This is a genomic window from Solibacillus sp. FSL W7-1436, from assembly GCF_038007305.1.
In the GTDB taxonomy this organism is placed as follows: Bacteria; Bacillota; Bacilli; order Bacillales_A; family Planococcaceae; genus Solibacillus.
Map to the genome: position 1 here is coordinate 2,228,841 of NZ_JBBOWV010000001.1, position 16,895 is coordinate 2,245,735.

A 16,895-nucleotide genomic window follows, 5' to 3' on the forward strand; every position below is an offset into this window, starting at 1 on the left:
GAGAATGATTTTACGTGAGTCATTCACCCAGTTTTAGAACAGGCGATAAAACTGGGATAAAACGTAATTAGCCTTGACGAGAAAGGGTTATTAATCATAAAATAACTCGTTATGAAAAGTTGAAAGGAGGGGGCAAGCATGATAGAGGAAAAAAATGATGAAGTCCAGTATGATGAAGCGTTTTTGCGAATGCTGCTTGATGAAGAAAATATCGAGGCGTTCCGCGAACATTTCCTTGTACTCCATCCATATGATCAAGCACAGTTTTACGAAGAGGTGGGCCCGGACATACGGCAAATTATTTATCGTTACTTGTCTCCTCAGGAAATGGCCATCATTTTTGAAACAACTGAAATTGAGGACGATGAATATAAAACATACTTAGACGAGATGGATCCATCGTACGGTGCGGCCATGTTCGGCTTCATGTATACCGATAATGCGGTAGATATCCTCAATGAACTGGATTCCGAGCAGCGGGAAAATTATTTGGACATGATGGATGACGAGACTGTCGATGAAATTAATGAGCTTTTAGGCTATGAAGAATATACAGCCGGGGCCATTATGACGACAGAATATGTATCCGTCGTTGAAAGTGCAACGGTTCGTGAGGCAATGCGTGTACTGCGTCAGGAAGCTCAAACCGCAGAAACGATTTATTATATTTTTGTAGTGGATCAGGAACATCGACTACTTGGTGTCATGTCATTAAGGGAACTGATTGTCGCTGAAGGTGATTTATATGTTCGCGACATTATGAGTGAACGTGTCGTATCGGTAAAAGTAACGGATGACCAGGAAAATGTTGCGAACCTGATTAAGGACTACGATTTATTGGCAATTCCTGTTGTCAACGAGAACCGTGAACTACAAGGAATTATCACAGTCGATGATATTATCGATGTCATTGAAGAAGAGGCAGAAGATGACTATTCCAAGCTGGCAGGTATCGCGGACATGGATGATAATGATGCCGGTCCATTGCGGGCGGCAGGCAAGCGTTTGCCTTGGCTTATTATTTTACTGTTTTTAGGAATGCTGACGTCAGGACTTATGGGGATATTTGAAGCAACACTTGATAAAGTAGCCTTGCTTGCAACATTTATTCCGCTTATTTCCGGTACATCCGGTAATAGCGGCACACAGGCACTGGCTGTAGCTGTGCGAGGGATTGCAACCGGGGATATCGGCGGGAAAAGTAAATTCAAGCTGATTATTCGGGAGTTAAGTACAGGACTTATTATGGGGGTAGTGAGCGGGGCAATAGTTGTCGGAATCATTTTCTTCTGGAAAGGCTCTCTGATGATTGGTCTACTTGTAGGAGCATCGATTTGCTGCTCGATTATTGTCGCAACGCTGGCCGGTTCGTTTATTCCGATATTAATGCATAAGCTGGGTGTTGACCCTGCGGTTGCGTCAGGACCATTTATTACAACGCTTAATGACGTCACAAGTATTATCATTTACCTTGGTCTCGCATCAACGTTTATTAGCAGGATTCTGTAAGGAACGATTTGAAATGACTTTGCATATTGTATGAAAAAGGATGTGGAATGTGGAAATTCACCCATTACTTTTTATTGCAAGTCCTGTATATATACAAGAAAAACAAATCGACTTAGAAGAAGAAAGTACATCAATTTATGTACGACCTGCCGCTGAAAAAATTGAAAATGCTTTAATTGCCCGACAGCTCCATTATTTTTCGAAGCCTACGAAGGAGCCGAGGGTACTGGTATTTATTTTGCAGTCAGGTGAAAAAATACATGGATCAATCGATAAAATCAACGGCAGTCAGGTATTATTGAATTGCCATGATACAAAACGCTGGATTAAAGCGAATGAGATTGTATTGATTAACCATACTTTATAAAAAAGAGGAGCCATAGTTTTTGGCTCCTCTTTTTGTAGTTCCATGATAGAAAATACAGCATCTCGCGCTCTATGCACGAGATGTGTTTTTAAATTAGTCACAAATGCCAAGGTGAACGTCATCGATACACTGAACAGCACAGAAGCAATCTAAATCAACTGTGATACAGCTATCTGATGCCTCAAATTGTGTCACTTTACAAACTTTACGGAAATCAATAGCTGTTCCATAATCGTTCAATAAATCAACTGTACATCCATTGACATCTTGCGGTACAAGAACGCGTAATGTCGCACAGCAGCCGTCAAATACATCTTCAACTCGGAAATACATTGATACACAAGGACAAGGCGGGCCTTCTGCAGTAAATGTAGCAAAGAATGGAGATCCATCTTTGTTCAATAAAGTAAATACACGTGTGTCGACATTGTTACGTGATGGACTAACAATTCCACCAAGTGGTTCTAAGAAACAGTTTGTTGTACAACGACTGCATTCGTCCTGTACTGCTGCATTTTGAATTTCTAAAATCGCGCGGACAACCTCACAAACACAGCCACGTGATTGGTGATGTCCACCGCTTCCACCTACATCATTATTACCTCTTCCACAACCCATAATTTTTTTCACCTCCGGTATACTTAACTCTTTCTAATAATATGACCCGGATTTCAAAAGAATCGGGCGAATGAACAGGTTTCATCAAATTTCTTTGGGCGATGAATAATTCAAAATACAGGAGGTTATACTTGGAGAAAAATGGACAAAAGGGGGGATTGCTATGTGGAAAGCGATCATGACATTGAGTTTGCTTTTAATTCTTGCAGGCTGCAATGACAGGGAGAAAGTTGTAAGTTATGCGCTGACAGACAATGTACAGAATCAGCAGGAAATAGAAAAGCTTTTAAAGGAAGATGATGCAATAGAGCAGGCGAATCTTTTAGTGATTGAAGATGAATTATTTGTCGCAATGCAATTGAAGCCGTTCGAAAAATGGAACCGCCAAAAAATTGAACAAGATTGGAAAAAGAAGTTGGAAGATAAATTTTCCGGTAGTAAAGTGAATGTTTCCGCGGATTTTAAAATGTTTTGGGAATCGACTAAGTTGATGGAAGAAAAAGACCAGAAAAAAATGCTGAAAGAATTGCATGCATTAAAAAAGCTTGCTAAGGAGGAAACGTAACTTGAAAGAGCAACAATATAATTCGCTGAAAGATCAGATTACACCGAAAACGCCTCTTGCGATAAATTGTTTAAAAGCCTTTGCAGTTGGTGGTTTAATTTGTTGTGTAGGACAGGCAATCTCCTTTTTTTATATGATGTTTTTTGATTTTACGGAAAAAACTGTAGGTAATCCCACAGTAGCAACGATGGTGTTTCTCGCAATGCTCCTGACAGGGTTCGGGCAATATCGTAAACTCGGCCAATTTGCGGGAGCTGGAAGTGCAGTTCCGGTAACGGGATTCGGGAATGCTGTTGTGTCTGCGGCAATTGAAGGGAAAACGGAAGGGCTCGTATTAGGTGTCGGCAGTAACATGTTCAAGCTTGCTGGTTCGGTTATTCTATTTGGGGTCGTCTCGGCCTTTTTTGTAACCTTGATTAAATTAATACTAGTATCGGTAGGTGTTGCAGCGTGGTAATTGTGTTTCAGTCAAAGCCATCCATACTTTCTTCAGGTGTTGTAGTAGGACCTTTGGAAAAACGGAGTGTTTTTCAAACGTATTTTGACAAAATATCAGCCGACGAACGGTTTCAAAAAGTTTCAAATGAAAAAGGGAATGCCATGCTTATATCTGAAGCGTGTCAGACCATTTTAAAAAAATCGAACTTAAATAATTTGGATATTGACTATTTATTGGGCGGTGATCTTGTAAATCAGATGACGCCTACAAATTTTGCAGCAAGGGAACTTGCGGTTTCGTTTATCGGTCTTTTCTCTGCCTGTGCAACATCGGTATCTTCTATAGTTATTGCTTCGTTATTAACAGAACTGGGCGCAAGTAATTATTCCATTGCCGGTGCATCGAGCCAGCATAACTCGGTGGAACGCCAATTTCGCTATCCGGTAGATTATGGAGGTCAAAAGCCTGCAACTGCTCAGTGGACCGTTACAGCAGCAGGCTTTGTATTGGTCGGTAAGCATCAGCCAAAGCTTCCGTATGTAGAAGCCGCAACAATCGGAAAGGTAATTGACTACGGGGCAACAGATCCATTTCATATGGGTGGGGCAATGGCGCCTGCAGCATTTGATACGATTCAGGCGCATTTAAAAAAGCGTTCGCAAACAGTAAAGGATTACGATGTCATTATGACCGGTGACTTAGGTAAAATCGGATTGAAAATATTAATTGCGATGTTTGCCCAAAGCGGTGTGAAAAAAGAAGACTTATCAAGATTCCGTGATGCCGGAGCAGAATTTTACGGAGAAGATACAGCATTTTTGGCAGGTGCGAGCGGTGCGGGTTGTTCTGCAGCAGTCTACAGTGGCTATATGATGGAGCAATTTAAAAGTGGTCGATACAAGCGCGTATTATTAGTGGCAACAGGAGCACTTTTATCTCCGCTTTCATTTCAACAAGGCGAAACAATTCCATGCACAGCACATGCAATTGAAATCGGGATGGGGTGAGTACAATCGGCTTTACATTTTTAGTGGCGTTTATCGTTGGTGGATTAATTTGTTTAATTGGTCAGTTATTAATGGATGTTGCAAAGTTGACGCCTGGTCATACATTATCCATTTTAGTTGTAGTAGGAGCAATTTTAGATGGACTGAATTTATATGAGTCCTTAATAAACTTTGCCGGTGCCGGTGCGACAATCCCGATAACTTCATTTGGGAACTCATTGACACATGGAGCAATGGCTGAAGCTGAAAAGCACGGCTGGATCGGTCTATTGACAGGTATGTTCGAGGTAACGAGCTCTGGAATTAGTGCGGCAATATTGTTTGGTTTTATCGCGGCATTAATATTTAAGCCAAAAGGAAAAGTAGACTAGACGAATACCCTCCTTTTTTTTGTGTGTTTGCATACACTACAAAATAGAAAGGGGGGTATAAGTATGTCTGGATATGGTTGGCAGCAACAAGGTTGGCAACATGGTGGTTGTGATTATGGTTGTTCCCCAGGCTATGGCGGTAATAACAGTATGACATTCGTATTGATCGTCGTACTCTTTATTCTACTTATTATCGTTGGTAGCGCATTTATTTAAGGGAGGTAAGTAAACAGTATGGACCGTTCGTTTTTTAAAAAAGTGGAGCGCAAAACCGGCGTTGATTTCGATGAAATTATGACGCTTGCAAATGCATTGACGTATGCAGATTTCTCGGATGAAAAACAAGTTCGGAAAATCGTGAAAAAGGTAAGCCGTCTTGCGAACAAACCGATTACGAGTGAGCTTGAAGATAAAATTGTCCAATCAATTATTCAGGACGGCAAGTCATTGGATTTTTCGAAAATCGAGAAAATGATGAGGTAATTCGGAACTTTAAAAGTGGCGTAACAATACGAAAAACATCCATTTTCTCCTGCGGAAAATGGATGTTTTTTCTTCTTTTATGAGGTTAAAAAAATTAAATTTTCTTTTCCATAGCCCGGTGTGGAATGCCGGCATCCATAAATTCCGGAGAAGTGACAGTATAGTCCAGTTTCTCATAGAAAGGAATTGCGTAGCTTTGGGCATTCAACTTAAGTTTTTCGAACGCTTCATTTTTTGCATATTGTTCAACAGCTTCCATAATTAATGCGCCAAGTCGTTTACCGCGGTAGTTGTTCAATACGCAAACACGTTCGACTTTTCCGATTTTCGGTTCGACTTCCCGAAGCCGTGCCGTAGCGATTGAGTTTTCCCCTTCATTTACTAAAAAATGAACGGCTGTCTCATCGTACTCATCTAATTCCAGACTTAGTGGAACCCCTTGCTCTTTGACGAACACTTCTTTGCGCAGTGCAAATGCACGTTCGCGATCTTCGCCGGTTTCAACTAATTTTACATCAAACACGTATTACTCAGCTCCAGTCAATTTGTATGTTTCGTAAGTTGTCCATGAGCCGTCTTCCAATTGGTAAAGCAAGTGGAAACGATCGATTGAATCTTTTTCATCTACTCCAACCATACGCAACTGACCGTAAATATCATCATGCTCGGAAGCGCTCATTTTTTGCGCAATTGTAATATGCGGCGCAAACACATGCTTTTGCGCACCGAAATTGATTTTTTCCTGAATTGACTTATGAATATTTTCCAATTGAGGTGTCGGCTCGATTCGGAAATAAATGGCGTTCGTCGTCGGATAAAATGAACTGATTCGAGAGGCGTGAATTTGTAAAGGTGCAAACCTTGATGCCACTTCCTGCAAGTGCTTGGAGATTTCTCCGATTTCAGCTTCATCCGCATCAAACGCATCTTTTAGTGTTACGTGAGGTGTGATTAATGCATAGTGCGGGTCGTAGCGTTTGCGATAAGTGTTCGCTAAATCTTGTAATTTTTTAGATGGAAAAGCAACAATACCATATTTCAAATTCATTACCCCCTAAAAATTTTATAAATAATTTCATATAGCACTGTCCTATATGAGTGTGAGACGTCCTGTAAATGGCATAGATTTAAACAACTATTAATGATAATAAAAATCTAGATACAGCCACATCAAGGCGTAATTGTTTTAATTATAACAGAAAAATTTGTGAATAAACATTTCCAACTCACTGTATTATCCGAAAATTTCAATTAATGCACGTTTTAAATCAGGTTTCCAATAAGTCCATGTATGATTTCCATTGAATTCTTCATAGAATGTATCAATACCATGCTGAACAAACAATTGATGCAGTTCACGGTTCGGTGTTAAGAGATCTTTGACGCTACCATCCTTTAATGCCACTTGATCTTCCTGGAGGCCGATAATATGATACAACGAAAGAATATTGACATTTTTCGCATCTTTAACAGCCTCTAATACAAGCTCATCTACATAAGGTGATTGTAAAACTGCTTTACCGAAAATATTTGGGTAGTGGATGGCAGTCATTAATGAAATGGTTGCAGCCATAGAATCACCTATTAATGCGCGCCCACCGCCAACTTGTGTAGTTGAATATTCATCATCTAAATATGGCACGAGCTCGTGTGCCAAAAACCGCATATACGCTTCAAACTGATCTCCTGCCGGTATATATTTTCTCTTTCGATCTTCATAGTTTTTGTACGGTACGCCAACAATGATGGTATTTTCAATTAAATAGCCATCAATCAGTTCATCAGCAAGACGCGGGATGCCCCCTAGCTGAAAGTAATCTTTACCATCGGATGCAATTAAAATGTTATATTCGTATAGTGGAGAATAATTTGCTGGAATATAAATTAACAGTTCTAACTCTTCATTTAATGCATTGCTAAAAAAAGTAACATCTTTTACTGTGCCTCTCTCCAATGTTGTCACCCCTGTATTTTGATGTACCTAAAATTGTATCATATAGTAAAATAAAGGTGTAATATATAAAGAAAGCTATAAAACTTGCCTCTGTCCCTAAACTTTTGAGGCAGATAAATTGCTGCCCGTTCATACGGGGAGATGAGTGCTTAAAATAAACAGAAGTGAGGATTTCTTATGCATAATAAAAATATTCGTGTACACTCAGACGAAGTAACAAAAGCTACGTATGACGCGTTGGAACGTCGTCATGTAACAATTGAAGATATTGCTGAAATCGTGTTTACGATGCAATCACCATATAATGAAGGTTTAACAATCGATCACTGTATTCAATCCGTTGTTCGTGTATTAAATAAACGTGAAGTCCAACATGCTGTACTAGTCGGAATCGAGCTTGACGAACTGGCGGAAAAAAGATTGCTGTCGGCACCGCTTCAAGCAATTATCGAGGCAGATGAAGGGCTGTTTGGTGTTGATGAAACGCTGGCATTAGGCTCAGTATTTACGTATGGTAGTATTGCCGTAACAACTTTCGGGCATTTGGATAAGCAAAAAATCGGTATTATTGAAAAGCTTGATACAAAAGCAGGCGAATCGGTAAATACATTTTTAGACGACCTAGTCGGAAGCATCGCGGCTTGTGCAGCTTCACGATTGGCACACCGTATGCGCGATTTAGAAGAAGAAGGCGGTACATTCGCAGATATTCCACCAGTAGAATTAGGACCGAATCCTAAGTCGAACACGGACATTTAGAAAGGGTTTAAATATAACAATGAATTTAAAAGATGTAAAAACGTTAATTACGAGTGGTACTATTATTATTGCAGTTGGTTTATACCTTGTATTCAGTGAACCTAAAAAAGATACAGAGCAAACAACATCTCCTGCAATTACGGAACAGAATACAGAATACACAATTACACCTGAAGCTGCGATGGACAAAACAGGCAATCAGTTAATCGACGTGAAATATTTGAATGCAAATGACGGTGATACATTCAATGTCGAAATGGATGGTAAAAAAGAGCGTGTACGTCTTCTTATGATTGATACACCGGAAATGAATTATAATAAAGGCGAACCAATGCCATATGCAGAAGATGCAAAGGAACGTACAATGGAACTGCTGGAAAAGGCGGAATCTGTTCAGCTTTTATTCGATAAAGGCCCTGAAACAGATAATTATGACCGATTATTAGCGTATGTTTTTGTAGACGGTGTTAGTTTGCATGAAATTTTATTAAGTGAAGGTCTGGCAGCAGTACGTTATGTCAATAAACCGAATGACACACTGGAAGAAGAGCTTTTGGAGATTCAGCAGCAAGCTGAAAAAGAAGAGCTGAACATCTGGGCTCATGACAACTATTTACAGCGTGACGGGTTCCATCCGGAAGAAGTAAGCAAGTAATTACGGTTTTCCAATAATTTATAAAGAAAAAAGCGGATTTGAAAGTAATTTTTCAGATTCGCTTTTTTTTGCGTTTTGCTTCATAAAGGAAGATTTTGTTTCCCGTTTAGCTCATGTTGATGAAGCCGGTTGTACATGCAACTATCGGATTGGTATGATGATATAGCAATAATCTTTAGGCTTTAAATTACTTATATCTTTCGGAAGTATATTTATTTTAAGGGGGAAAGAATAGTGACAAAAATATTAATGTTGCACGGTGTGAATCACAACATGTTCGGAAAACGTGATCCCGAACATTATGGAACGATCACTTTAGAGGAAATTAACCAAACGATCCAGGAACTGGCGAACGAACTGGATGTGGAAGTAGAAACTTTCCAGACAAACCACGAAGGTGAATTTGTGGAGAAAATTCATGAAGCGTTCCTTTCCGGCGTTGACGCAATTGTCCTGAATGCCGGTGCCTGGACCCACTACAGTTATGCTATTCGGGATGCATTGGATATTTTTACAGGTCCAACCGTTGAAATACATATGTCCAATATCCATGCACGAGAGAGTTTCCGTGAAAAATCTGTGTTTGCGGATATTGTGACTGGTCAAATTTCGGGTTTTGGCAAAGAAAGCTATTTGCTGGGAATTCGTGCAGCAGTGCAAGCAATAAAAAGTAATCAATAATCAAAAGAATAAAATGAATATTAATGCTTCGGAAAAATTACTAAGCGATTTCTCTTAATGGAATCGCTCGTATTTTTCCAACGACCGTATAATCTAGTTGCAGAAACTCCTTTTAGAAGCATTTTAACGGAGCATTTTTATTGGGGAAAATATCTATGTAATATTTTGTGGAACTGCAATTACGACAAATTCATGAAGTTTGCCGTCAAAAGAAGCAAATATACTTCAAATGAGAATAGTATCAATTGAGAAACTAGTAATTTTATGGCATGCTATATAGTGGTATTGAGAAATATTCTCTATTAGAAAATTGAAATATTATATAAAAGGAGGAGAAATAGTGTGAGAAAAGGTTTCTTCATATTCTTTGCTGCTCTTTTTTTGGTAGCGTTTACTTTACCGGGTAATTCATCTGCAGCGATTGCTGATGGTACATATGATGTTAGTTATCAAGTAAATAAACCCGGGAGCAATTCGGCATCAATGGCAAACGACTATTTTTTAAAGCCGGCCAAACTAATTGTTAACAACGGAAAAATGACAATGCAGCTTACGATTAAAAACAGTAGCTGGGTTACACAGTTTAATCCTCCAGGCGGAGCGAAAGTAATCAGCTCAAATGAGTCTGCAGACCAGCGTACAGTACAATTTCCTGTTTCCAATGCTAATCTGGTGACGATACCGATGAAAATCGACATTGATGATATCGATTACCATCACAGCTATAGTGTTGATTTTGTATTTAATAGCGGGGGGTTACCTGAAGCTAAAGTCGAGGAACCTAAAGAAACAGTAAAGCAGGAACCGGCAAAAACAGCTCCGGCACCTAAGGAAACACCTACAAAGTCGTCAGGAAGTAATACTTCTTCAAATACACCAGCACCATCAGCTGAAAAACAGAATACAGATTCATCCGAGCAACAAGTAACACCAGAAACAACAAAGGCAGATGATTCAACAAAGTCAGATGAAGAAATTGCGTCTGAAACGAAGCAGGCTGAAGATTCTGAGGTAGTAGAAAATCCGGAGACGAGCGATGAATTACCGTTAATGGCGATGATTTTATTTTTCATAGCAGCTGTTGTATTCATTCGCACTAAGAAAACAAAAACTATATAGACAGATAGGGGAAATAAAGAAATGGCAAACAAATCAAAAGCAACTAAAGCAGTTTTAGCATCACTACTTGCTACATCGGCAATCGTACCTGCAATGGCAGTATCTGCTGACACGACTACAGAAACAAAGACAACTGAAGCGGCAACTTCAACTGCTTCAAAAACAATTGATTTTAAAGTTGACGCGGATGATTCATTAAAACGTTTTATTCCGACTACAGGTAAACTGGTTGAACGCAATGGCCAGCAATACATCAATTTAGAATTATCGGATGCGGTATTAGCGATGGTAAACAGCGTAACAGTGGCAGGACAACCTGCAATGGCCGAATATAACGGTAAAAAACATATCAACATTCCAGTAACTGCAGATTATGCTCCGGTAGAAGCTGCTTTAAATATGACAATTACTTTTGTTGGCAAAGATCCGGTTGATTATAAAGTGACGTTAACACCTGACGCATCATCAATCAAAGAAGTAACTGAAACAACAGCGCCTGTTGAAGAAGTAAAAGAAGAGAAAGTTTATACACCAGGTAAAACGTATGATTCAGTGGCAGATGGTACATATGATATCAAATGGGATGCTTATAAAGAAAAAGTAGGAAACTACACAGCAATTACAAACCATTTTTCTCCTGATGCAAAATTAATCGTAAAAGACGGTAAATATTCAGTAGAGTTAACAATTACTGAAGCTTCAAAAGCAATGGTTCCAGATGTGACGATTGCCGGCATTAAAGCAGATGCAAAAGATGGTAAGGTGACAATTGATATTCCATCAATTAGTGATCTACACGAAGCATCAGTACATGTAGTAGTACCTGCTGCGAATATGGACAAAGAATATAACTTTAATTTCGCTATCGAAACAGCTGACCTGGAACTGCCAAAAGCTGAAGTGAAACCTGCGCCGGTTGAATCTGTAAAAATGGATGTTACAGCATTAAAGAACGGAACTCAGGAATTGTCTATTATGCACAATAAATATTTGGACGATGAAGTAACAGTGACAGCAACTGAAGGGGGCTATGATGTAGAATTAACATTCCCTGAAGGACAACACTTATTAGGCTTCAATGTTGAAGGTGCAACAGTTGCATTGAAATCAGAAGAAAAAGTTGGCAATAATACAGTGAAAATCTATACATTATCAGTAAAAGATTTAGAAAAAATCTATACTGCAACTGCTGATTTAAAAGTAGTTCTTAATGGGACTGTGTTATATGAAACTGCACATGATTTCCAAATGAAATTTGCTGACAAAAACGCTGTTCCATTTAAAGATATCGCAAACAACGGTAACAAAGATGCGATCATTAACCTGTACAACAAAGGAATTTTCATTGCGGCAGAAAAATTCAATCCAGGCAACAACTTAAAACGTTCTCAATTTGCGTTAATGTTAAACCGTGCATTAAAACTGGATGTACCGGCAAAAGCGAACTTCTCTGACATCGCAAAATACGATGCTGAAACAAAAACTGCAATCAATGCATTAAACGGCTACGGAATCATTAACGGTAAAACTGCTACTACATTTGCACCTGGACAAGATATTACTCGTAAACAAGCAGCTCTAATGATTTACCGTCTATTAGAGAAAAATGGCTATAAAGCATCTGGCGAAGTAGCAAAATTCTCTGATTTGCCGAAAGAAGTGGAAGCATCAAAAGCAATTTCTGAATTAAATAAATTAGGTATTATTTCTGGTTTTGAAGGAAAATTCAATCCGGAAAATAATTTGACACGCTCTCAAATGGCAAAAATCCTGAACAATACATTAACGGTTGTTGAAGGTTTAAAGAAATAATTCAATGAAATGTAAATGGCCTATTATAAACAGCCATTGCTAATACTATTTTAGGTAGGGTTGTGTTGAAAGCTGAAGCTTTTAATACAGCCCCAATCCTATTTTTAAGTAAGAATAGTTGAGACGCTACGCTTAAATTGAACTAAACTTCCATCGAATACGGGATGAAATTTTACTTCAGTTTAAACAGCTAGGAGGAAAAGCAAATGAAGAAATGGTTAATCGGTCTCGCACTAAGTATGGCGGTACTTGCGGGATGCGGAAATAATGATCAGAAAGCAGCGTCATCCAGTAACGTTGATAATAACAATGCATCGGAACAGACAGCTGGGGTTGAAGAAGAGCATCGCATTATCGCCGGAACGGTAGTCATTGCACAAATTCTGGACCGACTCGATCTTGATGCAGTCGCAATTCCGGATACGGTGAAGGATTTGCCGGCACGATTCGACGATCTGCCGAATATCGGGAATGCGATGGATCCGGATGCGGAAATCATTAAATCGCTCAATCCTACTGAAGTGCTGTCTGTATCAACACTGGAATATGATCTAAAGGATAAATTTGAGCAATTGAAAATTCCGGCTGATTTTGTTGATTTGACAAGTATTGAATCGATGATGGAGGAAATTACAGCACTTGGTGAACGCTACAATCGTGTAGACGAGGCTAAAGCTTTAAATGATGAGCTGCAGGCTGAAATTGATGCGGTACAGATTGCAGCAAGTAATGAAGACAAGCCGCGTGTACTCATTTTACTCGGAGTGCCTGGCAGTTATTTAGTGGCAACGGAAAATTCCTATGCGGGTGATCTAGTACGTCTTGCAGGCGGTGAAAACGTCATGGCCGGTCAGGATGCAGAATACTTGCCATCGAATACAGAGCATTTATATTCATCAAACCCTGACGTTATTTTACGTTTATCGCACGGTATGCCGGATGAAGTCATTGAAATGTTTGACGAGGAATTTGCCAAAAATGATGTTTGGAAACATTTTAATGCGGTGAAAAATGGACAGGTATATGATTTGGAAGAAGAACTGTTCGGTACGACAGCAGCGCTGAATGTACCGGAAGCGCTCAATGAGTTAGTAGAAATATTTTATCCATAAGACCCCGGCCTTTAGACTTAAGCGGGGTGGAAAGGATATGCGGGAGATTAACCCTCTACTGATTGAAGAATCACTTATCAATAACAATGTTGGAAAAGCAGAGTCTTGAGGGAGGTTTTGCTTTTCATCATATAAAGGATGTTTTCTGTGACCAAAAAAATTATGAGCTTTATCGCTGTCACTGTATTGCTTGTCATAACAATCATTTATGCTGCGACAACAGGCAGTATACAGATGTCATTTATCGACTTTATAACGAATTTTTTCAATGCCGATAATGCGGATATGGCTGCGATTAAGGATTTGCGTTTCCCTAGAATCATCGTTGCGATATTTGCCGGGGCTGCTTTATCGGTTGCCGGTGTATTATTGCAGGCAATTATGCGAAATCCATTAGCGGATGCCGGATTTATCGGGATATCTGCGGGAGCTGCATTTACAAAATTATTTATCGTAAGCTTTGTTCCGACATTATTTTTCTTCACCCCAATTGCAGCATTTATCGGGGGTGCGCTTGCATGTTTCTTCGTTTTCCTCCTTTCCTGGAAGTCAGGGCTCAATCCGTTAAAGTTAATTTTAGTCGGAATTGCAATCAATGCGATGTTCTCAGGGCTTACGGAAGCGATGATTAGCTTTGGTGCATCGGCAACAGGCGCGATTACGTCAAGCCTGTCCTTAAAAACATGGGATGATGTATCGTTAATCGTTACATATGGCTCAATCGGTTTACTTCTTGCGTTTATTTTATACGCTTCATGCAATGTGCTCGTATTATCGGATAAAACCGCAAAAAGTGTAGGTTTTAATGTAACAGGTGCCCGCATACTCATTGCGGCGGTTGCCGTAATGCTTGCTGCTGCTTCTGTTGTAGTGGCAGGAGTCATTTCATTTGTCGGGATTTTAGTGCCGCATATTGCGCGTCGACTTGTCGGGTATGATCATAAAGTGTTAATTCCTTTTACCGCACTGCTTGGCGCATTTATTATTTTATTGGCGGATACGCTTGGACGTACGATGTTCAGCCCGATGGAAATACCGGCATCAACGATTATGGCCATTATCGGAGGACCATTCCTCATATTCCTACTTAGAAAAGAGTGACACCAATATGGAAATTAAACAAGTAGTTGTTTCCCATGATGGGATGACCCGTCATTTAAATGCTATATCGACCACCATTCCAAAAGGAAAAGTGACGACAATCATAGGACCGAATGGCTGCGGGAAATCCACATTGCTAAGTGTTATGTCACGAAACAACAAACCGCTCGAAGGCAAGGCAACACTCGAAAACCGGGATTTGGTGGAATATAAGCCGAAAGAGTTTGCGAAGAAATTGGCGATTGTTTATCAGCAAAATGATATTCCTTCAGATTTAACGGTGGAGAAGCTCGTGATGTACGGAAGGATGCCGCATACTTCGTTATTCAAAAAGAGAGCGGAAGAAGATGAAAAGGCCGTGACATGGGCGCTTACTTGTACGAATCTGCTGGAAAAACGGCATAATGATTTATCGGCACTTTCCGGTGGAGAACGGCAGCGTGTATGGATCGCAATGGCACTTGCACAAAAATCGGAAATACTGTGTCTGGACGAGCCGACAACGTATTTGGATATATACTATCAGCTTGAACTTCTGGAGCTCGTTAAGCAATTGAACGAACAGTACGGCTTGACGATTGTGATGGTGCTGCACGACATTAATCAGGCCATCCGTTACAGTGACCACATTATTTTGATGAAAGCCGGTAAAATTATGGCAGAAGGTGCACCGCGCGATGTTATTACAAAAGAAGTTATTAAGGAAGTATACGGGGTCAATTCGGTGTTTCATGAAGATGAGCAGCTCGGGTTATATATGATGCCGTTAAGTATTTAATATGCGTAAAATTGTTCATATTGTAAGTGGCATTGTTATGATTATTTGCGCGGGAATTATTATCCGTTATTTTTTCAGCTATCAGGAAATGGAAAACGAGCTGCAAGATGCCCGGCAAATTGTCGAACAAAGTGAGCTAGCTACACTTCAACAGCAACACGATCATATAATCGGCTGGCTCACATTGGAAAATACCCGTCTTAATAACCCTGTGTTACAAAGGGATAATAATGAATTTTACTTAACACATAATTATTTGGACGAGAAAAGTCGCGGCGGGAGCATATTTGCCGATTTTCGCAATGAGGTAATGGAAGACCGGCATACGATTTTTTACGGGCATGTTTTACGCAATGGTACGATGTTTGGAGATTTACCTAAGTTTAGCGAGCAGGCATATGCAGAAGCCCATCCTGTTTTTTACTATGAAACAAATGACAAGCGCTATGCATTGCATGTGTTTGCCGCATATAAAACGACGACTGAATTTTATTATATTGAAACACAATTTACAGACTACACATATACGCAGTTTTTAGAGGAAATTCATCAGCGTTCCGATATAAAATTGCCGGTTCCCGTAACGGCTACCGATAAAATTGTTACATTTTCGACATGCACGACATCGCAAAATGACAAGGAGCGTTTTGTCGTTCATGCAAAAGTAGTCGAACTACAAAATAAGAGGTGAAGCATGATGAAAAAAAGTAAAAGATTAATGACTGCTTTACTTGCTGTTTCCGTATTGGCAGCATGTGGGCAAAAAGAAGAAAAACAAGTAGCGGAACCTGTAGAACAGCAGGAAAAAACGATAGATGTCAGTGCAGAAGCTGAGCAGTTCAAATCGCTTTTAGCAGGGCAAATGGATAGTTTTGTAACAGATACTGAGCTTTTAGCGTCTGCCATTAAAGAAGGGAAGCTGGAAGACGCACAGAAGCTGTATCCGTTAGTAACGATGTATTATGAACGATTACAGCCGCTAACGCCGAGTTTCCAGGAGCTTGACGAAAAGATAAACGGTGACCTTGCTGAAGGGGAAGAAACGGATACTTCAGGTTTTCAACGTATAGCATATGGATTGTTTGGTGAGAAGAAGACAGCGGGGTACGAAGAAATTGCTGAGAAACTTGTTGCCGATGTGAAGACTCTGCAAGCCGATTATGCAGCAATCGATGTGACGGAAAATAATGTGCTTGCTTCAGCAGTAACAATGTTTCAGGAAATGGCAAATACCCGACTTACAGCACCAGGCATTGCAGGAAATGAAGTATATGCATTGAAAGCACAAACAGAAGCAGCCGAAGATTTAATGGAAGTGTTTGTACCGCGTGTTTCTACTGAAAGCGCGGATGCTGCAACAAAAGCAATTACCGCATTAACCGAAATTGTAACGTACTACGAAGTGGGGAAAGAAGATTACGTAAACTATAATCTCTTTACGGCAAAACAAGAACAGGAACTCATTACTGCAGTGACAAATGTCGAAAAGGCACTGCAGCAGATGAATGATTCGATTAAATAGCAGGATACACGGGCATAAAAATAAAGCGTTTCAAACTTTACGA

22 protein-coding genes are annotated in these 16,895 nt (G+C 39.8%); 18 read left to right on the forward strand and 4 right to left on the reverse strand.

Annotated elements, in window-relative coordinates; all coding sequences use genetic code 11:
- Nucleotides 1-138: 138 nt before the first annotated feature.
- Complete coding sequence (mgtE, locus tag MKX73_RS10905) at nucleotides 139-1,509, forward strand: magnesium transporter (RefSeq protein ID WP_340717449.1); 1,371 nt, start codon at nucleotides 139-141, stop codon at nucleotides 1,507-1,509.
- Nucleotides 1,510-1,549: 40 nt separating this feature from the next.
- Nucleotides 1,550-1,876 carry a 4-diphosphocytidyl-2C-methyl-D-erythritol kinase gene (locus MKX73_RS10910; protein ID WP_340717450.1) on the forward strand — a complete coding sequence of 109 codons (327 nt, stop codon included), beginning with the start codon at nucleotides 1,550-1,552 and terminating at the stop codon, nucleotides 1,874-1,876.
- Between the two features lie 93 nt (nucleotides 1,877-1,969).
- Here MKX73_RS10910 and MKX73_RS10915 read toward each other — a convergent pair whose 3' ends face one another.
- Nucleotides 1,970-2,494 carry a CotY/CotZ family spore coat protein gene (locus MKX73_RS10915; protein ID WP_340717451.1) on the reverse strand — a complete coding sequence of 175 codons (525 nt, stop codon included), beginning with the start codon at nucleotides 2,492-2,494 and terminating at the stop codon, nucleotides 1,970-1,972.
- A gap of 163 nt (nucleotides 2,495-2,657) precedes the next feature.
- Between MKX73_RS10915 and MKX73_RS10920 the strand changes: the two genes are divergently transcribed.
- The 6 genes from MKX73_RS10920 to MKX73_RS10945 all read left to right on the forward strand — a co-directional run bounded on the left by MKX73_RS10920 (nucleotide 2,658) and on the right by MKX73_RS10945 (nucleotide 5,359).
- Entirely contained in the window at nucleotides 2,658-3,059 is a 402-nt protein-coding gene (locus MKX73_RS10920) for a YhcN/YlaJ family sporulation lipoprotein (protein ID WP_340717452.1), read from the forward strand.
- A 1-nt stretch (nucleotide 3,060) separates the two neighbouring features.
- A complete protein-coding gene (gene spoVAC / locus MKX73_RS10925) occupies nucleotides 3,061-3,516 on the forward strand; it encodes a stage V sporulation protein AC (RefSeq protein WP_340717453.1) in 456 nt (151 codons plus the stop codon).
- Nucleotides 3,510-4,505: a stage V sporulation protein AD gene (locus tag MKX73_RS10930; RefSeq protein WP_340717454.1), complete on the forward strand. Its 996-nt coding sequence runs from the start codon at nucleotides 3,510-3,512 to the stop codon at nucleotides 4,503-4,505. The genes spoVAC and MKX73_RS10930 overlap by 7 nt, the downstream gene beginning before the upstream one ends.
- Nucleotides 4,502-4,876 (forward strand): stage V sporulation protein AE, encoded by a 375-nt coding sequence (gene spoVAE, locus MKX73_RS10935; RefSeq protein WP_445783312.1) that lies wholly within the window; start codon nucleotides 4,502-4,504, stop codon nucleotides 4,874-4,876. The genes MKX73_RS10930 and spoVAE overlap by 4 nt, the downstream gene beginning before the upstream one ends.
- A 63-nt stretch (nucleotides 4,877-4,939) precedes the next feature.
- Complete coding sequence (locus MKX73_RS10940) at nucleotides 4,940-5,092, forward strand: YjcZ family sporulation protein (protein ID WP_340717455.1); 153 nt, start codon at nucleotides 4,940-4,942, stop codon at nucleotides 5,090-5,092.
- 18 nt (nucleotides 5,093-5,110) lie between these two features.
- On the forward strand, nucleotides 5,111-5,359 hold the full coding sequence (locus tag MKX73_RS10945) for a stage VI sporulation protein F (RefSeq protein ID WP_079524802.1): 249 nt from the start codon (nucleotides 5,111-5,113) through the stop codon (nucleotides 5,357-5,359).
- Between the two features lie 94 nt (nucleotides 5,360-5,453).
- On the opposite strand, the gene MKX73_RS10950 is transcribed toward MKX73_RS10945, so the two are convergent.
- The 3 genes from MKX73_RS10950 to MKX73_RS10960 all read right to left on the reverse strand — a co-directional run bounded on the left by MKX73_RS10950 (nucleotide 5,454) and on the right by MKX73_RS10960 (nucleotide 7,313).
- Complete coding sequence (locus tag MKX73_RS10950; RefSeq protein WP_340717456.1) at nucleotides 5,454-5,882, reverse strand: GNAT family N-acetyltransferase; 429 nt, start codon at nucleotides 5,880-5,882, stop codon at nucleotides 5,454-5,456.
- A gap of 3 nt (nucleotides 5,883-5,885) precedes the next feature.
- The gene (locus MKX73_RS10955) at nucleotides 5,886-6,401 is read right to left on the reverse strand and encodes a YjcG family protein (RefSeq protein WP_340717457.1); all 516 of its coding nucleotides are present in this window, start codon (nucleotides 6,399-6,401) and stop codon (nucleotides 5,886-5,888) included.
- Between the two features lie 192 nt (nucleotides 6,402-6,593).
- Complete coding sequence (locus MKX73_RS10960; RefSeq protein ID WP_340717458.1) at nucleotides 6,594-7,313, reverse strand: alpha/beta hydrolase; 720 nt, start codon at nucleotides 7,311-7,313, stop codon at nucleotides 6,594-6,596.
- 177 nt (nucleotides 7,314-7,490) lie between these two features.
- Here MKX73_RS10960 and MKX73_RS10965 point away from each other — a divergent pair, with 177 nt between their 5' ends.
- The 10 genes from MKX73_RS10965 (at nucleotide 7,491) to MKX73_RS11010 (ending at nucleotide 16,852) form a co-directional block, all read left to right on the forward strand.
- Nucleotides 7,491-8,072 carry a phosphatidylglycerophosphatase A family protein gene (locus MKX73_RS10965; protein WP_340717459.1) on the forward strand — a complete coding sequence of 194 codons (582 nt, stop codon included), beginning with the start codon at nucleotides 7,491-7,493 and terminating at the stop codon, nucleotides 8,070-8,072.
- Nucleotides 8,073-8,091: 19 nt separating this feature from the next.
- Nucleotides 8,092-8,727 (forward strand): thermonuclease family protein, encoded by a 636-nt coding sequence (locus MKX73_RS10970; protein ID WP_340717460.1) that lies wholly within the window; start codon nucleotides 8,092-8,094, stop codon nucleotides 8,725-8,727.
- Nucleotides 8,728-8,961: 234 nt separating this feature from the next.
- Nucleotides 8,962-9,408 carry a type II 3-dehydroquinate dehydratase gene (gene aroQ, locus MKX73_RS10975; RefSeq protein WP_340717461.1) on the forward strand — a complete coding sequence of 149 codons (447 nt, stop codon included), beginning with the start codon at nucleotides 8,962-8,964 and terminating at the stop codon, nucleotides 9,406-9,408.
- 342 nt (nucleotides 9,409-9,750) lie between these two features.
- A complete protein-coding gene (isdC, locus tag MKX73_RS10980; protein ID WP_340717462.1) occupies nucleotides 9,751-10,527 on the forward strand; it encodes a heme uptake protein IsdC in 777 nt (258 codons plus the stop codon).
- A 21-nt stretch (nucleotides 10,528-10,548) separates the two neighbouring features.
- A complete protein-coding gene (locus MKX73_RS10985) occupies nucleotides 10,549-12,339 on the forward strand; it encodes an S-layer homology domain-containing protein (protein ID WP_340717463.1) in 1,791 nt (596 codons plus the stop codon).
- A 206-nt stretch (nucleotides 12,340-12,545) separates the two neighbouring features.
- The gene (gene isdE, locus MKX73_RS10990; protein ID WP_340717464.1) at nucleotides 12,546-13,451 is read left to right on the forward strand and encodes a heme ABC transporter substrate-binding protein IsdE; all 906 of its coding nucleotides are present in this window, start codon (nucleotides 12,546-12,548) and stop codon (nucleotides 13,449-13,451) included.
- Between the two features lie 147 nt (nucleotides 13,452-13,598).
- Nucleotides 13,599-14,552 carry a FecCD family ABC transporter permease gene (locus MKX73_RS10995; RefSeq protein ID WP_340717465.1) on the forward strand — a complete coding sequence of 318 codons (954 nt, stop codon included), beginning with the start codon at nucleotides 13,599-13,601 and terminating at the stop codon, nucleotides 14,550-14,552.
- 7 nt (nucleotides 14,553-14,559) lie between these two features.
- On the forward strand, nucleotides 14,560-15,330 hold the full coding sequence (locus tag MKX73_RS11000) for an ABC transporter ATP-binding protein (protein ID WP_340717466.1): 771 nt from the start codon (nucleotides 14,560-14,562) through the stop codon (nucleotides 15,328-15,330).
- 1 nt (nucleotide 15,331) lies between these two features.
- Complete coding sequence (srtB, locus tag MKX73_RS11005; RefSeq protein ID WP_340717467.1) at nucleotides 15,332-16,021, forward strand: class B sortase; 690 nt, start codon at nucleotides 15,332-15,334, stop codon at nucleotides 16,019-16,021.
- Nucleotides 16,022-16,024: 3 nt separating this feature from the next.
- The gene (locus MKX73_RS11010) at nucleotides 16,025-16,852 is read left to right on the forward strand and encodes an EfeM/EfeO family lipoprotein (protein WP_340717468.1); all 828 of its coding nucleotides are present in this window, start codon (nucleotides 16,025-16,027) and stop codon (nucleotides 16,850-16,852) included.
- Nucleotides 16,853-16,895: the final 43 nt, after the last annotated feature.